General features: G+C 75.5%; 12 protein-coding genes. 9 read left to right on the plus strand and 3 right to left on the minus strand.

The genetic code is table 11. From position 1 onward, the window contains the following. Nucleotide 1: 1 nt before the first annotated feature. A complete protein-coding gene (locus SH587_RS23085) occupies nt 2-610 on the minus strand; it encodes a TetR/AcrR family transcriptional regulator (RefSeq protein WP_320673019.1) in 609 nt (202 codons plus the stop codon). A gap of 127 nt (nt 611-737) precedes the next feature. Between SH587_RS23085 and SH587_RS23090 the strand changes: the two genes are divergently transcribed. Then, nucleotides 738-2,354, plus strand: a complete 1,617-nt coding sequence (locus SH587_RS23090) for a zinc-binding metallopeptidase family protein (protein ID WP_320673020.1) — start codon at nt 738-740, stop codon at nt 2,352-2,354. Nucleotides 2,355-2,373: 19 nt separating this feature from the next. Then, nucleotides 2,374-3,228: a poly(ethylene terephthalate) hydrolase family protein gene (locus SH587_RS23095; RefSeq protein ID WP_320673021.1), complete on the plus strand. Its 855-nt coding sequence runs from the start codon at nt 2,374-2,376 to the stop codon at nt 3,226-3,228. A 20-nt stretch (nt 3,229-3,248) separates the two neighbouring features. Here SH587_RS23095 and SH587_RS23100 read toward each other — a convergent pair whose 3' ends face one another. Both SH587_RS23100 and SH587_RS23105 read right to left on the minus strand, forming a co-directional pair. Next, entirely contained in the window at nt 3,249-3,560 is a 312-nt protein-coding gene (locus SH587_RS23100; protein ID WP_320673022.1) for an MTH1187 family thiamine-binding protein, read from the minus strand. Nucleotides 3,561-3,583: 23 nt separating this feature from the next. After that, nucleotides 3,584-4,126: a hypothetical protein gene (locus SH587_RS23105; protein WP_320673023.1), complete on the minus strand. Its 543-nt coding sequence runs from the start codon at nt 4,124-4,126 to the stop codon at nt 3,584-3,586. 148 nt (nt 4,127-4,274) lie between these two features. Here SH587_RS23105 and SH587_RS23110 point away from each other — a divergent pair, with 148 nt between their 5' ends. The 7 genes from SH587_RS23110 to SH587_RS23140 form a co-directional block, all read left to right on the plus strand. After that, nucleotides 4,275-4,697: a cytochrome c maturation protein CcmE domain-containing protein gene (locus tag SH587_RS23110; protein ID WP_320673024.1), complete on the plus strand. Its 423-nt coding sequence runs from the start codon at nt 4,275-4,277 to the stop codon at nt 4,695-4,697. A 7-nt stretch (nt 4,698-4,704) separates the two neighbouring features. Continuing rightward, a complete protein-coding gene (locus SH587_RS23115; protein ID WP_320673025.1) occupies nt 4,705-6,900 on the plus strand; it encodes a heme lyase CcmF/NrfE family subunit in 2,196 nt (731 codons plus the stop codon). Further along, on the plus strand, nt 6,900-7,253 hold the full coding sequence (locus SH587_RS23120) for a hypothetical protein (protein WP_320673026.1): 354 nt from the start codon (nt 6,900-6,902) through the stop codon (nt 7,251-7,253). Before SH587_RS23115 ends, SH587_RS23120 begins: the two co-directional genes overlap by 1 nt. Nucleotides 7,254-7,258: 5 nt before the next feature. Continuing rightward, the gene (gene secG, locus SH587_RS23125) at nt 7,259-7,483 is read left to right on the plus strand and encodes a preprotein translocase subunit SecG (protein ID WP_320673027.1); all 225 of its coding nucleotides are present in this window, start codon (nt 7,259-7,261) and stop codon (nt 7,481-7,483) included. A gap of 269 nt (nt 7,484-7,752) precedes the next feature. Continuing rightward, nucleotides 7,753-9,975, plus strand: a complete 2,223-nt coding sequence (locus tag SH587_RS23130; RefSeq protein ID WP_320673028.1) for a hypothetical protein — start codon at nt 7,753-7,755, stop codon at nt 9,973-9,975. Nucleotides 9,976-10,048: 73 nt separating this feature from the next. Then, nucleotides 10,049-11,092, plus strand: coding sequence for a PQQ-dependent sugar dehydrogenase family protein (locus SH587_RS23135; protein WP_320673029.1), 1,044 nt, complete (start codon nt 10,049-10,051; stop codon nt 11,090-11,092). Between the two features lie 165 nt (nt 11,093-11,257). After that, nucleotides 11,258-15,096, plus strand: a 3,839-nt coding sequence (locus tag SH587_RS23140; protein ID WP_320673030.1) for a LamG-like jellyroll fold domain-containing protein, incomplete at its 3' end; no start/stop codon positions are given.

The raw sequence follows: 15,096 nt of genomic DNA on the forward strand, positions 1-15,096 counted from the left end.
GTCAGCCGGCGGGCAGCAGCGCCTTGATCGCGCCGGTCGTGAGCGCGACGAACTGCGCCACGACCCGCTCCTGGGGGACGTCCGGGCGGACGGCCCACCAGCGGCCGACCTGCTCGCCGGCGCCGACGATCGCGTGGGCGACGATCGCCAGCGCCTCGTCGTCGAGGTCGTCGCGGCCGTCCGCCAGCAGTCCCGCGATCATCTCCGCGTTGCGGTCGCGCATCGCGTTGACCGCGGCGCTGCCGGCCTGGCCGTAGAGCAGCCACCAGTGGCCGCGGTTGGCGGCGACGTAGTCGAAGTAGCCGCGGACGACGGCCAGCAGCCGGGCGCCGCCGGTCGGCTCGCCCTCGACGGCGGCGGCGAGGGCGGCGAAGAGCTGGGCGCGCCCGCGCTCGACGGTCGCCTCGTAGAGCCCCTCCTTGGAGCCGAAGTACTGGTAGAGCAGAGCCTTCGTGATCCCGCTGCGGCGCGCGATCTCCTCCATCGACGCGGCCTGGAAGCTGTGCGCGGCGAAGACCTCCTCGGCGGCGTCGAGCATCCGCGCCTCGCGCTCCGGGCGCGAGATCCGCTTGCGGGTCGGGGGCTGGTCGGTCGAGCGGGAGCGCGGCATCGGCGTGGTCGCCGCTTATCCCGGCCCGGCCGGGAGCGGCGCGGCGAACTATGCCATAACTAACCGTCGGTTAGAAACAGCGATCGGGGATCGACGCGCCGGGATCCCCCAAGAGGAGAGAGAGCCCATGGACCCCACCCCTGGTCGCGGCGTGCCCCGCCGCGTCCGCCGGCGTGCGCGCACGGCCGCCGTCACGGCGCTCGCGCTGGCCGGCCTCGCGCTGGCCCCCGCGGTCGCCAGCGCCGACGTCTGCCCGACGCGCGTCGATCCGACCGACTTCACCACCGAGGCGCAGCTGAAGGCGCTCAACCAGATCGAGCAGGACTTCGGCCCGCGGCCGACGGCCAGCCCCAGCCAGCACCAGTTCGTCGACTGGCTCGAGCAGCAGATGGGCGCGATCCCCGGGGTCCAGACCTCGTCGCTGCCCTACGTCACCGACCGCTGGGACGCCGGGGCCGGGACCCTGACCGTCGGCGGCCAGCAGGTCCGCCTGGCCGGCCCGATCCCGTTCACGGCCAGCACCGGCAGCGGCGGCGTGACCGGCCCGGTGGTCCACCTGGCCAGCGGCCAGTCGATCACCCCGGCCAACGCGGCCGGCAAGATCGTCGTCCGCGACCTGCCGATCACCAGCCTCCCCAACCTGCTGTTCTACCCGCCGTTCTTCGGGTTCTCGATGTACGACCCGGACAACTCGACCAACCTGCTGGGGGCCTTCGAGTCCGAGCAGCTGGCGCAGTCGGCGGTCGACGCGGCGGCGGCCAAGGCGGCCGGCGCGAAGGCGCTGCTGATGGTCAGCCGGCTGCCGCAGGAGCAGTTCGCCGGCAGCTACGCGCCCTACGAGGGCCAGCCGCTGGAGATCCCCGGCGCCTACCTCTCCTCGGACGAGGGCAAGCAGGTGAAGGACGCGGCCGCGGCGACGCCCGGCGTCCAGGCGACGCTGACCCAGGAGGCGTCGTTCACCCCCTCGACCACCCGCACCCTGCTGGCGACCCTGCCCGGCGGGAGCGCCAAGAAGGTCGTCGTCGAGAGCCACACCGACGGCATGAACGGCGAGTGGGACAATGGCCCTATCGCGATGATCGCGATGGCGCGCTACTTCGCCTCGCTGCCGGTCTCCTGCCGGCCGGAGACGATCCAGTTCGCCTTCGTCACCGGTCACCTGCACCAGCACCTGGTCTCGGACGACGTCCGCAACGGCGGCGCCGGGCAGCTGGCGATCACGCTCGACCAGGAGTACGACCAGGGCAAGGTCAAGGGCGTGGTCGTGATCGAGCACCTCGGCGCGCGCCGCTACGAGGCGGTCGACCGGCCCGGCCATCCCGGCAAGCAGATGCAGCTGGTCGACCAGAACGAGATGTACTGGCTGCCGGTCAGCGAGAGCCTGAAGCTGCGGCAGCTGGTGGTGGACGAGGTCCAGCGCCGCGACCTGCGGCGGACGGCGGTCCTCAAGGGCCTCGACGTGGCCGACCTGACGCGGGTGCCCCAGATCTGCAGCTTCGGCGGCGAGGGGACTCCGTACAACCAGCACCTGCTGCCGACGGTGGCCGGCGTGGCGCTGCCGGGCGGGCTGTTCTCGCCCCAGTTCGGGCTCGAGGCGATCGACTTCGACCTGATGCGGCGGCAGTCGATCGCCTTCACGGACATCGTCAGCGGGATGAGCCGGATGTCGCAGGCCGACGTGGCCGGCGACGTGACGTTCATGCGCCAGCAGCGCGCGGGGGGAGCGAAGACCTGTGCCTACTGATCCGCGTGACGCCGTTCGGGTGGGCCGGCGGCTGCTGGCGCTGCTGCTGACGCTGGTCGCCGTGGCCCTGGCCGCGGCCCCGGCGGGGGCGGTGGCGGCGCCGATCGAGGCGGCCTACGCGGCGCCCGGCCCGTCGGCCGTGGCGACCCAGGACGTGACCGACGGCAGCGGGGCGGTGACGTACCGGATCTTCTACCCGGCCGACATCGCCAGCGGGCCGCGGCGGCCGATCGTCACCTGGGGCAACGGCAGCTGGGCGACCCCGGCCAACTACCCGGGGCTCCTGAACCACCTGGCCTCGTGGGGCTACGTGGTGGTGGCGTCGACCTCGCAGACGACCGGCAAGGGCAACGAGATGCTGGCCGGCGCGCAGTACCTGGTGGCCCAGGACACGACCCCGGGCAGCCCCTTCGAGGGCCGGCTCGACACCGCGGCGATCGCGGCGGTCGGGCACTCGCAGGGCGCGGGCGGGGCGGTCAACGCGACCACCCACTCCGGCGGCCTGATCAAGACCACGGTCACCTACGCGCTGCCGGCGCCGCTGTGGGTGGCGGCCCCGGACGCCTTCTCGGTCGCCCAGCTGACCGGGCCGGCGTTCTTCGTCGGCGGGCAGTGGGACGTCCTGATCGCCTCCGCCACGGAGCTGCGCAAGTACTACGACGCGGCCGGCGGCCCGGCGGCGATCGGCATCATCAACGGCGCCGACCACAACACGATCCAGAACGCCGGCACGCCGGTGCTCGGGTACGTGACGGCGTGGCTGCAGTACCAGCTGCGGGGCGACGCGACGGCCCGCGGGGCGTTCGCCGGACCGACGCCCGAGCTGCTGACCAACTCGGGCTGGCGGGCCCGGGCGACCCGCGGGCTGCCGTAGGTCGGCGCGGGAGCCGGGCCTCAGCCCTCGCGCAGCCGGGCCTCGACGCTGGCGACCTTGTCGTCCAGCGTCTGGTCCGGCTTGTCGGTCCGCTCGTCGAGCTTCAGGACCGTGTAGGCGCGGGGGAGGCCCAGCTCCAGCGGCACCCGGTGCAGCTCGCCGACGACGGCCAGGATCGCGTCGGTCGGTCCCTCGAGCGAGGTGCCCATCGCGTGCATCCGGTAGCGCACCCGCTGCTGCCCCGCCAGCCGTCGCTGGATCTCGGCGATGTAGCCCGAGGCGCTGGCCTCGGCCCGCCCGAGGCCGAGGATCGTCAGATCGGCGGTGGCCATCGGCCGGACGCTACCGAGGGCGGTCAGCCGCGGACGACGACCGTCACGGCCGGCGCGTCGCTGCGGTCCTGGCCGTGGTGGAGGGTGTCGCCGGCGAAGAAGAAGAACCAGACCGCCGCGGCCAGCAGGGCCAGGCTGACCGAGATCACCATCACGACGTCGAGGATCGTGGTGACGCGGCCGGTGGTGCGGCCGTCGCGCATCGACTGGGTCCACGGCATCCGGATCACGACCTCGTCGTCGCCGCCGGTCACGCGCGTGTAGACGCTGTTCAGCCAGGCGAGGATCTTGACCATCACGAAGCCGGTGACGCCGATCGCGACCAGGATGAACAGCACCTGGCCCATCGAGAGGTTCTGGCTGTCGGCGTTGGCCGCGGTCACCCGCAGCCACAGGTAGGGGCTGCCGGCCCACATGAAGAGGCCGCCGAGCAGCATCAGCACGAAGATCAGGCCGGCCGCGATCCGGCGGCTGCCGCCCAGCGGCTGGGCCTCCTTCGCGGGCGTGCCGCCCGCGCGGGCCGTGCCCGGTCGCTGGCCCGTGGTGGCCTTCCTCGTCCCCGTCATCCGGCCCGGATCCTAGCGCCGCGAGCGGGGAGACGCCAGCGAGAAGCGAACAAACGAGACCCTGGGTAGGAAGCGCGCCGGCGGCGGCCGCACCGTCGCCGCGGGGGAGGGCACCGCCGTCGCCGCCGATCCTCGGCATACTGGAGCCATGTCGCGGACGCTCCGTCTGACCTTCGCGATCGCCGCCGCCGTCGTGCTCGCCGGCGTCCTGCTGTACACCAGCTTCGCGGGATCGGCCGAGGCCCGCCAGCCGAGCGAGCTGCGCGACGCCAAGGTCGGCACCGACTACCGCCTGACCGGCGTCGTGGTCGAGGGCACCGTCAAGCGCAAGGGCGAGACGCTGATCTTCCGGATCCGCGACCGCAAGGGCCACGCCTCGGTGCCGGTCACCTACACCGGCCAGGTCCCGGACCCGTTCCGCGAGGGCCGCGAGGTGATCGTCACCGTGCGCAAGGACGCCTCCGCGCGCACCTTCACCGGCAAGCCCGACTCGCTGGTGACGAAGTGCCCCTCGAAGTTCGACGACGGCAAGAGCGAGAAGACCGCGCCCGCCGCCGCGAACGCCTCCTGAGGGCCTGATGGCCCTGCTCGGCCGCGGGCTGCTCGCCCTGGCGCTGGCGATCGCCGTCTACGGCGTCGTCGCCAGCATCGCGGGCGCCCGGGCCGGCGGCACCCGCGGCGAGGCCTGGACCGCCTCCGGCCGCCGCGCGGTCTACCTGGTGGCGGTGCTGGCGACCGCCGCCTTCCTGCTGCTCGAGGTGGCCTTCGTCCGCACCGACCTGCGGTTCGAGGTCGTCGCCGACCACTCCAGCTCGACGACCCCGCTGCTCTACCGGATCGCCGCGCCGTGGAGCTCGCAGGAGGGCTCGCTGCTGCTGTGGGTCTGGCTGCTCTCGCTCTGGAGCTCGCTGGTGCTCTGGCGGACCGGCCGCCGGATGGCCGACGTCGTCCCCTGGGCCCAGGCGGTGCTGCTGGCGCTGGCGGCGTTCTTCCTGCTGCTGCTGACGGTCTTCACGTCGCCGTTCGCGACCCTGGCGCAGATCCCGTTCGAGGGGGTGGGCCTGAGCCCGCTCCTGCAGTACCCGAGCATGATGATCCACCCGCCGATGCTCTACAGCGGGTACACGCTGTTCGCGATCCCGTTCGCGTTCGCGGTCGGCGCGCTGATCGCCGGGCACGTCGGCGCCGACTGGATCCGCTCGACCCGCCGCTACGCGCTCGGCGCCTGGCTGCTGCTGGGGATCGGCCTGGTGCTCGGCGCCCGCTGGAGCTACGCCGAGCTGGGCTGGGGCGGCTACTGGGGCTGGGACGCGGTCGAGAACGCCGGCCTGATGCCGTGGGTCCTCGGCACCGCCTTCCTCCACTCGGTGATGATCCAGGAGAAGCGCGGGATGCTGCGCACCTGGAACGCGTCGCTGATCCTCGGCGTCGGGATCCTCTGCATCCTCGGCACCTTCATCGTCCGCTCGGGCGTGCTGTCGTCGATCCACGCCTTCGGGTCGAGCACGCTCGGGATCCCGTTCCTGGTCCTGCTGGCGACGATGATCGCCGGCTCGATCGGCCTCGTCACCTGGCGCCGCGACCTGCTGCGGTCGGAGCACCGGATCGACTCGCTGCTCTCGCGCGAGGCGTTCTTCCTGGCCGGCAACGTGGTCCTCGTCGGGCTGGTGCTGGTGATCCTGTGGGGCACCTTCTTCCCGCTGATCGGCGAGGCGCTGACCGGCCAGCAGCGGCCGCTGGAGACGGTCTGGTGGGGACGCTTCGTCGGCCCGCTGGCCCTGATCCTGACCCTGCTGATGGGCTTCGGCCCGCTGGCCGCCTGGCGCCGCACGACCGCCGCGCACGCCTGGCGGCAGCTGCGCGGCCCGCTGGCCTTCGCGCTGGTGGCGCTGGCGATCGGGCTGCTGCTCGGGGCCGGCGGCCACGTCGAGGTGGCGATCGCCGTCCTGCTCGGCGGCTTCGTGATCGGCGCGGTCGGCCAGGAGCTGCAGCGCGGCACCCGGGTCCGGCGGACCGCCACCGGCGAGGCGCTGCCGCTGGCGCTGGTCCGCCAGGTCGGCCGCAACCGCCGTCGCTACGGCGGCTACCTGGTGCACGCCGGGATCGCCGTGGTGGTGATCGCGGTCGCCGCCAGCTCGTCGTTCAAGGACCAGCACCGGGTCCACGCCGACGTCGGCGAGCGGTTCCGGGCCGGTGGCTACGAGATGCGCTACGAGAAGGCGATCGGCGACTGGAAGGTCCAGCGCGACGGCGACTTCGTGAAGGTCCAGAAGCTGATCCTCGGGGCCCAGGTCGGCGTCTACCGCGACGGCAAGCGGATCGAGACGCTGCGGCCGACGCGCGAGTACTTCCCCTCGACCGACCTCTCGCTGGGGCCGGTCAGCCGCTTCTTCCTCGGCGAGTCGGCGACCGAGGTCGCGCTCGACCCGGGCGTCCGCCGCGATCTCTGGCTGGCGATGCAGCCCGACGGCGACGCGCTGGCCGAGGTCCTGCAGGCGGTCGACGACCGATTGAAGAAGAACGCGGCGCCGTTCGCCGACGGGGTCCCGGCCGCGATCAAGCTCGTCGACCTGTACCGCCAGCGGCCCTCGTCGGTGACCTTCAACGTGATGGTCTCGCCGATGGTCACCTGGCTCTGGATCGGCGCGCTGCTGGCCGGCCTCGGGGGGCTGCTGGCGGCCTGGCCGGCGGCCGACCTGGAGAGCCGCCGGGTGCGGGCCCGCCACGCCGCCCGGATCGCCCGCGACCTCGGCCGCGCGCCGGCCGGCGACTGATGGACGCCGTCGCCGCCCTGATCGTGCTGGCGCTGCTGGCGGGGGCGCTGCTGGTGCTCGGCCAACCGCTCTGGCCCGGCCGCGAGCAGCGGACGGCCGACCGCCACGACCTCCGCCGGGCCGACCTCGAGGCGGCCAAGCTGGCCAAGTACCGCGAGATCCGCGACGCCGAGCTCGACCACGCCACCGGCAAGCTCTCCGAGGCGGACTGGCGGGCGATCGACCAGCGGCTGCGGGCCGACGCGGTGGCGATCCTGCACGGGCTCGACGAGCTGGGGGAGCCGGCCGGGGACGGCGACGTCTCCACCGCCGAGGGCGCCGCGCGGCCCGACGGCGCGGCCGGTAGGCTGTAGCGACGATGGAGGTCATCCTCTCGGTCCTGCAGGTCTTCGTGTCGATCATCCTGATCGCGCTGATCCTGATGCACTCCGGCAAGGACGCCGGCCTGTCGGGCGCGTTCGGCGTCGGCACCGGCCAGGGACCGCTCGGCGGCGGCTCCTACGTGGAGCGCAACCTGAACCGCTGGACCGTCTTCTTCTGCGTCGTGTTCGTCGTGAACACGATCGTCCTCATCAAGATCTAGCCTGGATCTGCCGGTCCTCGGGTCGCCTCGCCGCCGATGACCGGCGACGGTGACCACGCCGCAGGATCTGATGGTCACCGACCGTCATCACCTGCGGCCCGGCCACCGTCTTGGTCCTCGACGCCGACGCTCAACCGATCACCGACAGAACCAGGCTTCGCCTGCTGCTCGCAGGGAACGTCGCCCGCGGCACCCGGCTCGCGGGCCGGGTGGTCTGTGCTTGCGTACCGGTGATGGACGCGCGTCGCTCGTCTCGCCTAGCCACCGTCGTGCTCGCCGCGCTCGCCCTTGGCGGGACGGCGACCGCGAGCGCGTCGGCGGCCGCGGCGCCGGAGGCCGGGTTCCTGCGCCACCCGACCGACCAGCTCGGGGTGCCGGGCGCGGTCGAGGCGGCCGAGCTGACCCCGACCGGGTCGCTCTACACCGGTCGGCTGGAGCTGACGTTGCGGGTCGGCCAGCGGCTGCGCGCCTGGGACCAGCCGACGCGCACGCTCGAGGGCGACCTGCCCGTCTACCGCGCGCTGCGGCGGGTCGACGGCCTCGTCCACCGGGTGCGGGCGTTCGCGGTCGACGCCGCCGGCGTCCCGGTCGTCCACCTGCGGGTCGAGGTCCGCAACGGCAGCCGCCGCCCGCGGCCGCTGCGGCTGGGCCTCGACGTCGGCTGGGTCGGCCCCGGCGTCCGCGAGGCCCGGCCCGCGCCCGACCAGCCGCTGCAGCCCCGTTACCGCTTCCTGCGCGGCGTCGTCCCGGTGATCGCCGGCGGGCTGGAGCAGCCGGGCGACGGCTTCGACCGCGGCTGGCGCTACCGCTGGCAGGACGGCGTGCTCGACCGCTCGGGCAGCCCGCTGCTGGCCGTCGGCCGGCTCAGCGGCCGCCGCGCCGCCGGCGACGCCGTCTCCCGCCGCACCGCCGTCGCCCTCCGCCGCGACGCCACCGGCGCCCGCCAGCGGCTGCGGGCGACCGTCGCCCCCGGCGAGACCCGCACGCTCGACGTGGTCGTCCCCCTGCGACCGGTGCCGGCCGGCAGCGCCGTGCTCCAGGACTCCTTCGACGCCGGCCTCGCGCGGCTGGCCGCCGCCTGGCGCCCCGTCCTCGACCGGGCGATGCGGCTGGAGACCCCCGAGCCGGCCGTCGACCGGGCCTGGCGGGCCGGGCTCCAGGCGCTGCTCGTGCCCCGCCATCAGCTGCCCGACGGGCGCTGGATCCAGGGCGTCAACAAGTTCCAGTACCAGGCGTCGTGGCTGCGCGACACGGCGATGATCGCCCACACCCTCGACCTCGTCGGGCTGCACGACGTCGCCGGCCAGGACGTCGCCTTCATGCCCTCGTGGCAGAACGCCGACGGCCTGCTGCAGTCGCGCCTCGGCCAGCAGGACGGGATGGGCCAGGCGCTGTGGTCGTTCGGCGACCACGCCCTCCGCTCGCGCGACGCCGCCCAGGCCCGCGAGCTGCTGCCGGTCGTCGACCGGGCGATCGGCTGGGTCGAGCGGCGGCTGGCCGAGGACCCGCGCTGGATCCTGCCGCCCTCCGACCCGCGCGACAACGAGGAGCTCGCCGGGCACGCGACCGGCGACCTGGCCTGGCTGGCGGGCGGCGTCCGGCGGGTCGTCGGCGTGGCGCAGGTGGCCGGCGACGCGCGCCGCGCCGCCGCCTGGTCGACGCTCGCCGACCGGGTCGCCGCGGTCGCCCGCGCGCGGGTCGCCGAGGCGGCCGTCGACGGCGTCGTCCCGCCGGTCCTCGACGCGACCGGCGGCGAGCGCTGGGGTCAGATGTGGCTGGCCTGGCCGACCGAGCTGCTGCCGCCCGACGACCCGCTGGTGCGGGCGACGATGGCCGCCGGCGCCCGCGACGAGCGGGAGGGGCTGGCGATCTGGGACAAGCGGCTGCACCTGTACCTGGGGCTCCGCCGCCGCCACACCGCGCTCCGCGACGGCCGTCCCGACGTGGCCGTCGCCGGCGTCTACTCGGTGCTCGCCCACCTGACCTCCAGCAGCGGCACCTGGGAGCAGGCCTCGAAGCCCTACGGCCGCCGCGAGGTGCTGTGGGCGCTCGGCCCCCACGGCTGGGCCGCCGCCGACCTGATGTCGCTGCTGCACGACATGCTCGTCCGCGAGCAGGGCAGCGAAGTGCTGCTGCTCGACGCGCTGCCGCCGGCCTGGCTGCGGCCCGGCGCGCGGACGCGGATCCGGCGCGCGGCGACGATCCACGGACCGGTCGACCTGGAGCTGGACGCGGCCGCCGACGGCGCCGTCCTCCGCTGGTCGGCCGACGTGCCCGAGGGAACCCCGCTGCGGCTGCGGATCCCGGCCGCCGTCGAGCGGGTCCAGGCACCCGGGCTGGAGCCGGACGGACGCTCGCTGCTGCTGCCCGCGCGGAGCGGCGAGCTGCGGCTGAGCTGGCGTCCGCGCCGGGTCGTCCGGCGCGGTCCCGACGCCGCGTCGGTCCGCCAGGCGCTGCGGCGCGCCTACGCCCGCCGCGGCAAGCCCTGGTGAGGGCCGGGGCGGCCCGCGTCGCCGCCGCCCGCTCTGCGACGCTTGGGGCTCGATGGTGCCCGCTCCCCGCCCCGTGACCCGGCGCACGGCCATCGCGTGGCTGGCGGCGGTCGTGGCGGCGGTCGGGGCGATCGCGCTGCGGGCGTCGGAGCCGGATCCGCCGCTGCTCTCACCGCCGCGGATGCCGTCGGTCGCGGCCCAGCCGCTGGCCCCGGGGTCGATCGCGCTGCCGCCGGTGGCGGAGCGTCCCCGGACCCCGCCGAGCGTCCTGACCCCGGTGCCGGGCGACCGCGAGCTGCTCTGGAGCGACCGCGGGACCGGCCGGGTGCGGCGCGCGACCGTCGCCGACGGCGGGGTTCGGGGCGACGGGATCGTCGCCCAGCTGGCCGTCCGGCCCGGGGCCGCCGCCGGCGTCCGCGGCCTGGCCGCCGCGGCCGACGGCCGGGTCTACGCGGCCTACGTGCGGGCCGCCGACGGCCGGCTGGTGGTGGCCCAGATCGGGATCCCGCGCGAGCGGGTCGTCTGGGTCGGGCCGCGGGCCGGCCGGCGGCGGGTCGGCGGCGGGCTGGTGGCGTTGCCCGGCGGACGGCTGGTGGTCGCGGTCGGCGACCAGGGCCGGGCCTACCGGGCGCGGATCTCCGGCGGCGTCGCCGGCCGGGTCCTGACCCTCGACCCCGACGCCGGCCCGCGCCAGGCGCCGCACCGCCGCTCGCGCGGCTGGCACGACCCGACGGCGATCGCCCGCGGCCGCGGCGGCCGGCTGTGGATCGCCGACCGCAGCGGCGGCCCCGACCGCGAGCGGACCGGACGCGGCGACCGCCCGCGCCGCAGCGCCGTCTCGAGCCCCTTCCGGCGGGCGCCGGTGGCGCTGGCCGTCAGCCACGACGGCGGGCTGCTGGTGGCCTGCGGCTACCTCTCCGGCCGGCTCGACCGCGCCGAGCGTCGCGGCGAGCTGCCGGCGACCGTGCCCCAGGTACTGCCGACCCGCTGCCGCTACGGCGTCGCGATCGTCGGCGAGCGGGTGCTGGTCTCAGGCGACGACGGCCGGATCGCCGACGTGGGCAGCGTCGCGGAGCTGCGGCGCGAGGAGCCGCTGAACCGCGACGACGGCGGCTGAGCCGGGCCCTGGGTCACCCAATGGGGGGAGGGCCGGATCGCCCTCCCGCTCCTCCGGTCGGGCCATGTCGGCCGATCGGAGCCGGAAGTAGCTTCGAACGGCGCGCGGCGCACCAGCCCCCCGGTGCGTCGTGCGCGCCGCGCTGCTCGCTCCGAGGTCGTCGCCGTGCCCCCGTTCCGCCTGCTCGCGCCAGCCCTCGTGCTGGCCGCCGTCGCCTTCCCCGCCGCCGCCGTCGGCCACGGGATCGAGGATCCTCGCGACCACGCCGAGGCCGACCTGGCCAACCGCTCGGTCGCCTCGCTCGAGCGCAGCGCCGACGCCGAGGCCCGTCGCCTCGGCCACCGGCCCGGCACCCGCAAGGGTCGCGACGCGACCGGCAGCGACGCCCGCGAGGACTACGCCGCGCGGGCCGCCGACGTCGCGCAGGAGCCGCACGCGACCAGCGCCGACCGGGCCGAGGCCGCGGCGGCCGCCGCCGGCACGCCCGACCAGCTGGGCCGCTTCGGGTCGGTGACGGCGATGCCGGTCGTGCCCGTCTTCACCGCCCTGCTGCCGAACGGCAAGGTCCTGATGTGGGACTCGGTCGGCGACCGCGCGGCCGAGACCTACCCGACCCACACGACCACACGCGCCGCCGTCTACGACCCGGCCACCGGCACTTCGAAGCGGGTCGACGTCCAGGGCTACAACATCTTCTGCGCCGGCTTCGTGCAGCTCGCCGACGGCCGCGTGTTCGTGGTCGGCGGCAACAAGAACCAGGCCCTCGACGGGATCCGCCAGACCCACCTCTTCGACTGGCGGACCGAGACCTGGAGCCGCGGCCCCGACATGGCCGGCGAGCGCTGGTACCCGACCGTCGCCGCGCTCGCCAACGGCGAGTCGCTGGTCACCGGCGGCGGACCGACGTTGCCCGAGGTCTTCACCGGCGGCAGCACGATCCGCGGCCTCAGCGGCTTCGCGACCGCCGACAGCCGGCTCTACTCGTTCCTCCAGACCGGCGTCGACGGGCGCGCGCTCGACGTCGGCACCCAGCCGACGATGTACCGCTACGCGACCGGCGGGATCGGCAGCTCGACCGCGGTCGGCCAGCGCGACCCGCTGATCCGCGACTACGGCAGCTACGCCCGCTACGACGTCGGCCGGACGCTGGTCGCCGGCGGCGGCAAGACCAACGAGGACGGCCTGACCGGGGTCCCGACCCGCACCGCCCGGATCGTCCGCGAGACGCCGGGCGCGGTCGCCGCGTCCGCCACCGGCTCGATGTCGCTGCGCCGCTACCAGCACAACCTGACCGTGCTCGCCGACGGCTCGGTGCTGGCCAGCGGCGGGCTGCGGACCTCGGAGCTGGTCAACCTGAGCACGGCCACCTACGCCGCCGAGCGCTGGGATCCCGGGACCGGGGCCTGGACGCCGCTGGCCTCGGCGGCGGTCGCCCGCGAGTACCACTCGGTCGCGATGCTGCTGCCCGACGGGCGGGTCTACACCGGCGGCGGCGGGATCTGCGGCGCCTGCGACACCGCCGGCTACCTGCGCAAGGACGCCGAGATCTACAGCCCGCCGTACCTCTTCGCCAAGGACGGCAGCGGCGCGCTCGCCCCGCGGCCGACGATCGCCGACGCGCCGGCCGCGGTCGGCTACGCGGAGGGTCTGCGGATCGCGACCCCGGACGCCAGCCGGATCGCGAAGGTCGCCCTGATCCGGCTCGGTGCCGCCACCCACAGCATCGACCAGGGCCAGCGCTACGTGCCGCTCGACTTCGCGGTCGCCGGCGCCGGGCTCGACGCCTCCAGCCCGCTCAACCCGAGCGAGGCGCCTCCCGGCTTCTACATGCTCTTCGTGGTCGACCGCGACGGCGTGCCGTCGGTGGCGAAGATGGTCCATCTGCGGCAGCCGGCGCCGCCGGCGCCGAACCTGGCGCTCGACCGTCCCGCGACCGGCTCGGCCGCCTGCGCCGCGGGCGAGACGGCGGACAAGGCGGTCAACGGCAGCGTCGGCGGCGGCACGGCCGACAAGTGGTGCTCGTCGGCCGCGACCCGCCAGCTGACGGTCGACCTCGGCCAGGCCCGCTCGCTCGGCAGCGTCGTGCTCCGCCACGCCCAGGCCGGGGGCGAGGCGGCCACGCTCAACACCCGCGACTTCCGGGTCCAGTACAGCGACGACGGCAGCGCCTGGGAGACGGTCGCGACGGTCACCGGCAACAGCGCGGCGGTCACGACCACGGTGCCACGGCGGCGCAGCGCCCGCTACGTGCGGATCGTCGTCGACCGGCCGGAGCAGGGCAGCGGCACGCTGGCCCGGATCTACGAGCTGGAGGTCTACGAGAGCGCGTCGCCGTTCCCGCAGCCGGCGCCGGTCAGCGCCAGCTCCGGCCCCGGCGGCAGCGGCCGCAGCCAGCCGTTCGAGCTGGGGGTCCACCGCGCCAGCCGCGGCAACCTCGACGTCGTCGGCGACGACGCGATCCGCTCGCTGACCGTGGCCAAGGGCTACCGCGTGCGGGCCTGCGCCGACGAGGCCGCCGGCGGCGCCTGCCGGACCTTCGGCGAGGGGACGGTGGCGAGCCTGCCGGCCGACCTCGACCAGCGGATCAGCGAGCTGCGCGTGACTCAGGCCCCGGACGCCGACCGCGACCTGGTGCTGGCGCTCGACTTCGACGATCCGCCGGGCACCACCGCCGGCGACCGCTCGGGCCAGCGCAACGACGCGACGCTGTCGGCGGCCGGGGCGACGCTGACCGCCGGCGGCCACGCCCGCGGCGGGCTCGACCTCGACGGCAGCCAGGGCTGGGCGACGGTCGCCGACGCGACCACGCTCGACCTCGACCGCGACATGACCTTCGAGGCCTGGGTCCGCCCGCGCCGCCGCGACGGCTGGCGGACGCTGCTGATGAAGGAGCTGCCGAACTGGCAGTCCTACGCGCTCTACGCCGCGGCCGAGCCGTTCGGCGGCGCCGGCAGCGGCGGCGAGCCGGTCGGCTTCGTGGCCGGCGATGGCGTCCGCGGCCCCGGGCCGCTGCCGCTGGACGCCTGGAGCCACCTGGCGACGACCTACGACGGCAGCACCCAGCGGCTCTACGTCGACGGGCGGCTGGTGGCCTCGGTCCCGCTGACGATCGCCGCCCCGGTCGGCGACGGCCCGCTGCGGATCGGCGGCAACGCCAGCTGGGGCGAGCGCTTCGACGGCACGATCGACGACGTCCGCGTCTACCGGCGGGCGCTGAGCGCGAGCGAGATCGTCCGCGACCGCGACACCGCCGTCGGTCGCGACGCCCCCGAGCCGCCGCCCACGGTGCCGCCGCCCGCCGCCGCCTGGTCGTTCGACGAGCCGAGCGGGACGACCGCGACCGACGCCGGCGCCGGCCACGCCGACGGCACGATCGACGGCGCGACCCGGATCGCCGACGGCCGCCGCGGGGGCGCCCTCGACTTCGACGGCGCCAACGATCGCGTGACCGTGCCCGACCGCCTGTCGCTGCGGTTCGGGCCGGCGATGACGCTCTCCGCCTGGGTCCGGCCGCGGAGCGTGTCGGGCTGGCGGACGGTGCTGATGAAGGAGCGCGCCGGCTGGCAGTCCTACGCCCTCTACGGCGCGGCCGAGCCCTACGACGGGTCGGGCAGCGGCGGCGAGCCGGTCGGCTTCGTCGACGGGATCGGCACCCGCGGCCCGGCGCCGCTGGCCGCCGGCGCCTGGAGCCACCTGGCGCTGACCGTCGACGGCACGCTCCAGCGGCTCTACGTCGACGGGGTCCAGGTCGCCACCCGCACGGTCGCCGCGACCGCCGGCTACGACGGCCAGCCGCTCAGCATCGGCGGCAACGGCGTCTGGGGCGAGTGGTTCGACGGCGCGATCGACGAGGTGCGGCTGTTCGACGTCGCGCTGACCGCCGAGCAGCTGCGGGCCGACGCCCACGGCACCGCCGTCCACCTGGGCGAGCGCGAGTGCAGCCTCCAGCGGCGGCACCAGAAGGTCGTCGAGGAGAGCCCGTCGCCGACCGTCTCCCCGGCGCT

The organism is Patulibacter defluvii, assembly GCF_034096925.1.
GTDB lineage: Bacteria > Actinomycetota > Thermoleophilia > Solirubrobacterales > Solirubrobacteraceae > Patulibacter > Patulibacter defluvii.

Coding starts and splice junctions, on each gene's coding strand:
- SH587_RS23085 (WP_320673019.1), bottom strand. CDS start 610: ATGCCGCGCTCCCGCTCGACCGACCAGCCCCCGACCCGCAAGCGGATC.
- SH587_RS23090 (WP_320673020.1), top strand. CDS start 738: ATGGACCCCACCCCTGGTCGCGGCGTGCCCCGCCGCGTCCGCCGGCGT.
- SH587_RS23100 (WP_320673022.1), bottom strand. CDS start 3,560: ATGGCCACCGCCGATCTGACGATCCTCGGCCTCGGGCGGGCCGAGGCC.
- SH587_RS23105 (WP_320673023.1), bottom strand. CDS start 4,126: ATGACGGGGACGAGGAAGGCCACCACGGGCCAGCGACCGGGCACGGCC.
- SH587_RS23110 (WP_320673024.1), top strand. CDS start 4,275: ATGTCGCGGACGCTCCGTCTGACCTTCGCGATCGCCGCCGCCGTCGTG.
- SH587_RS23115 (WP_320673025.1), top strand. CDS start 4,705: ATGGCCCTGCTCGGCCGCGGGCTGCTCGCCCTGGCGCTGGCGATCGCC.
- SH587_RS23120 (WP_320673026.1), top strand. CDS start 6,900: ATGGACGCCGTCGCCGCCCTGATCGTGCTGGCGCTGCTGGCGGGGGCG.
- secG (WP_320673027.1), top strand. CDS start 7,259: ATGGAGGTCATCCTCTCGGTCCTGCAGGTCTTCGTGTCGATCATCCTG.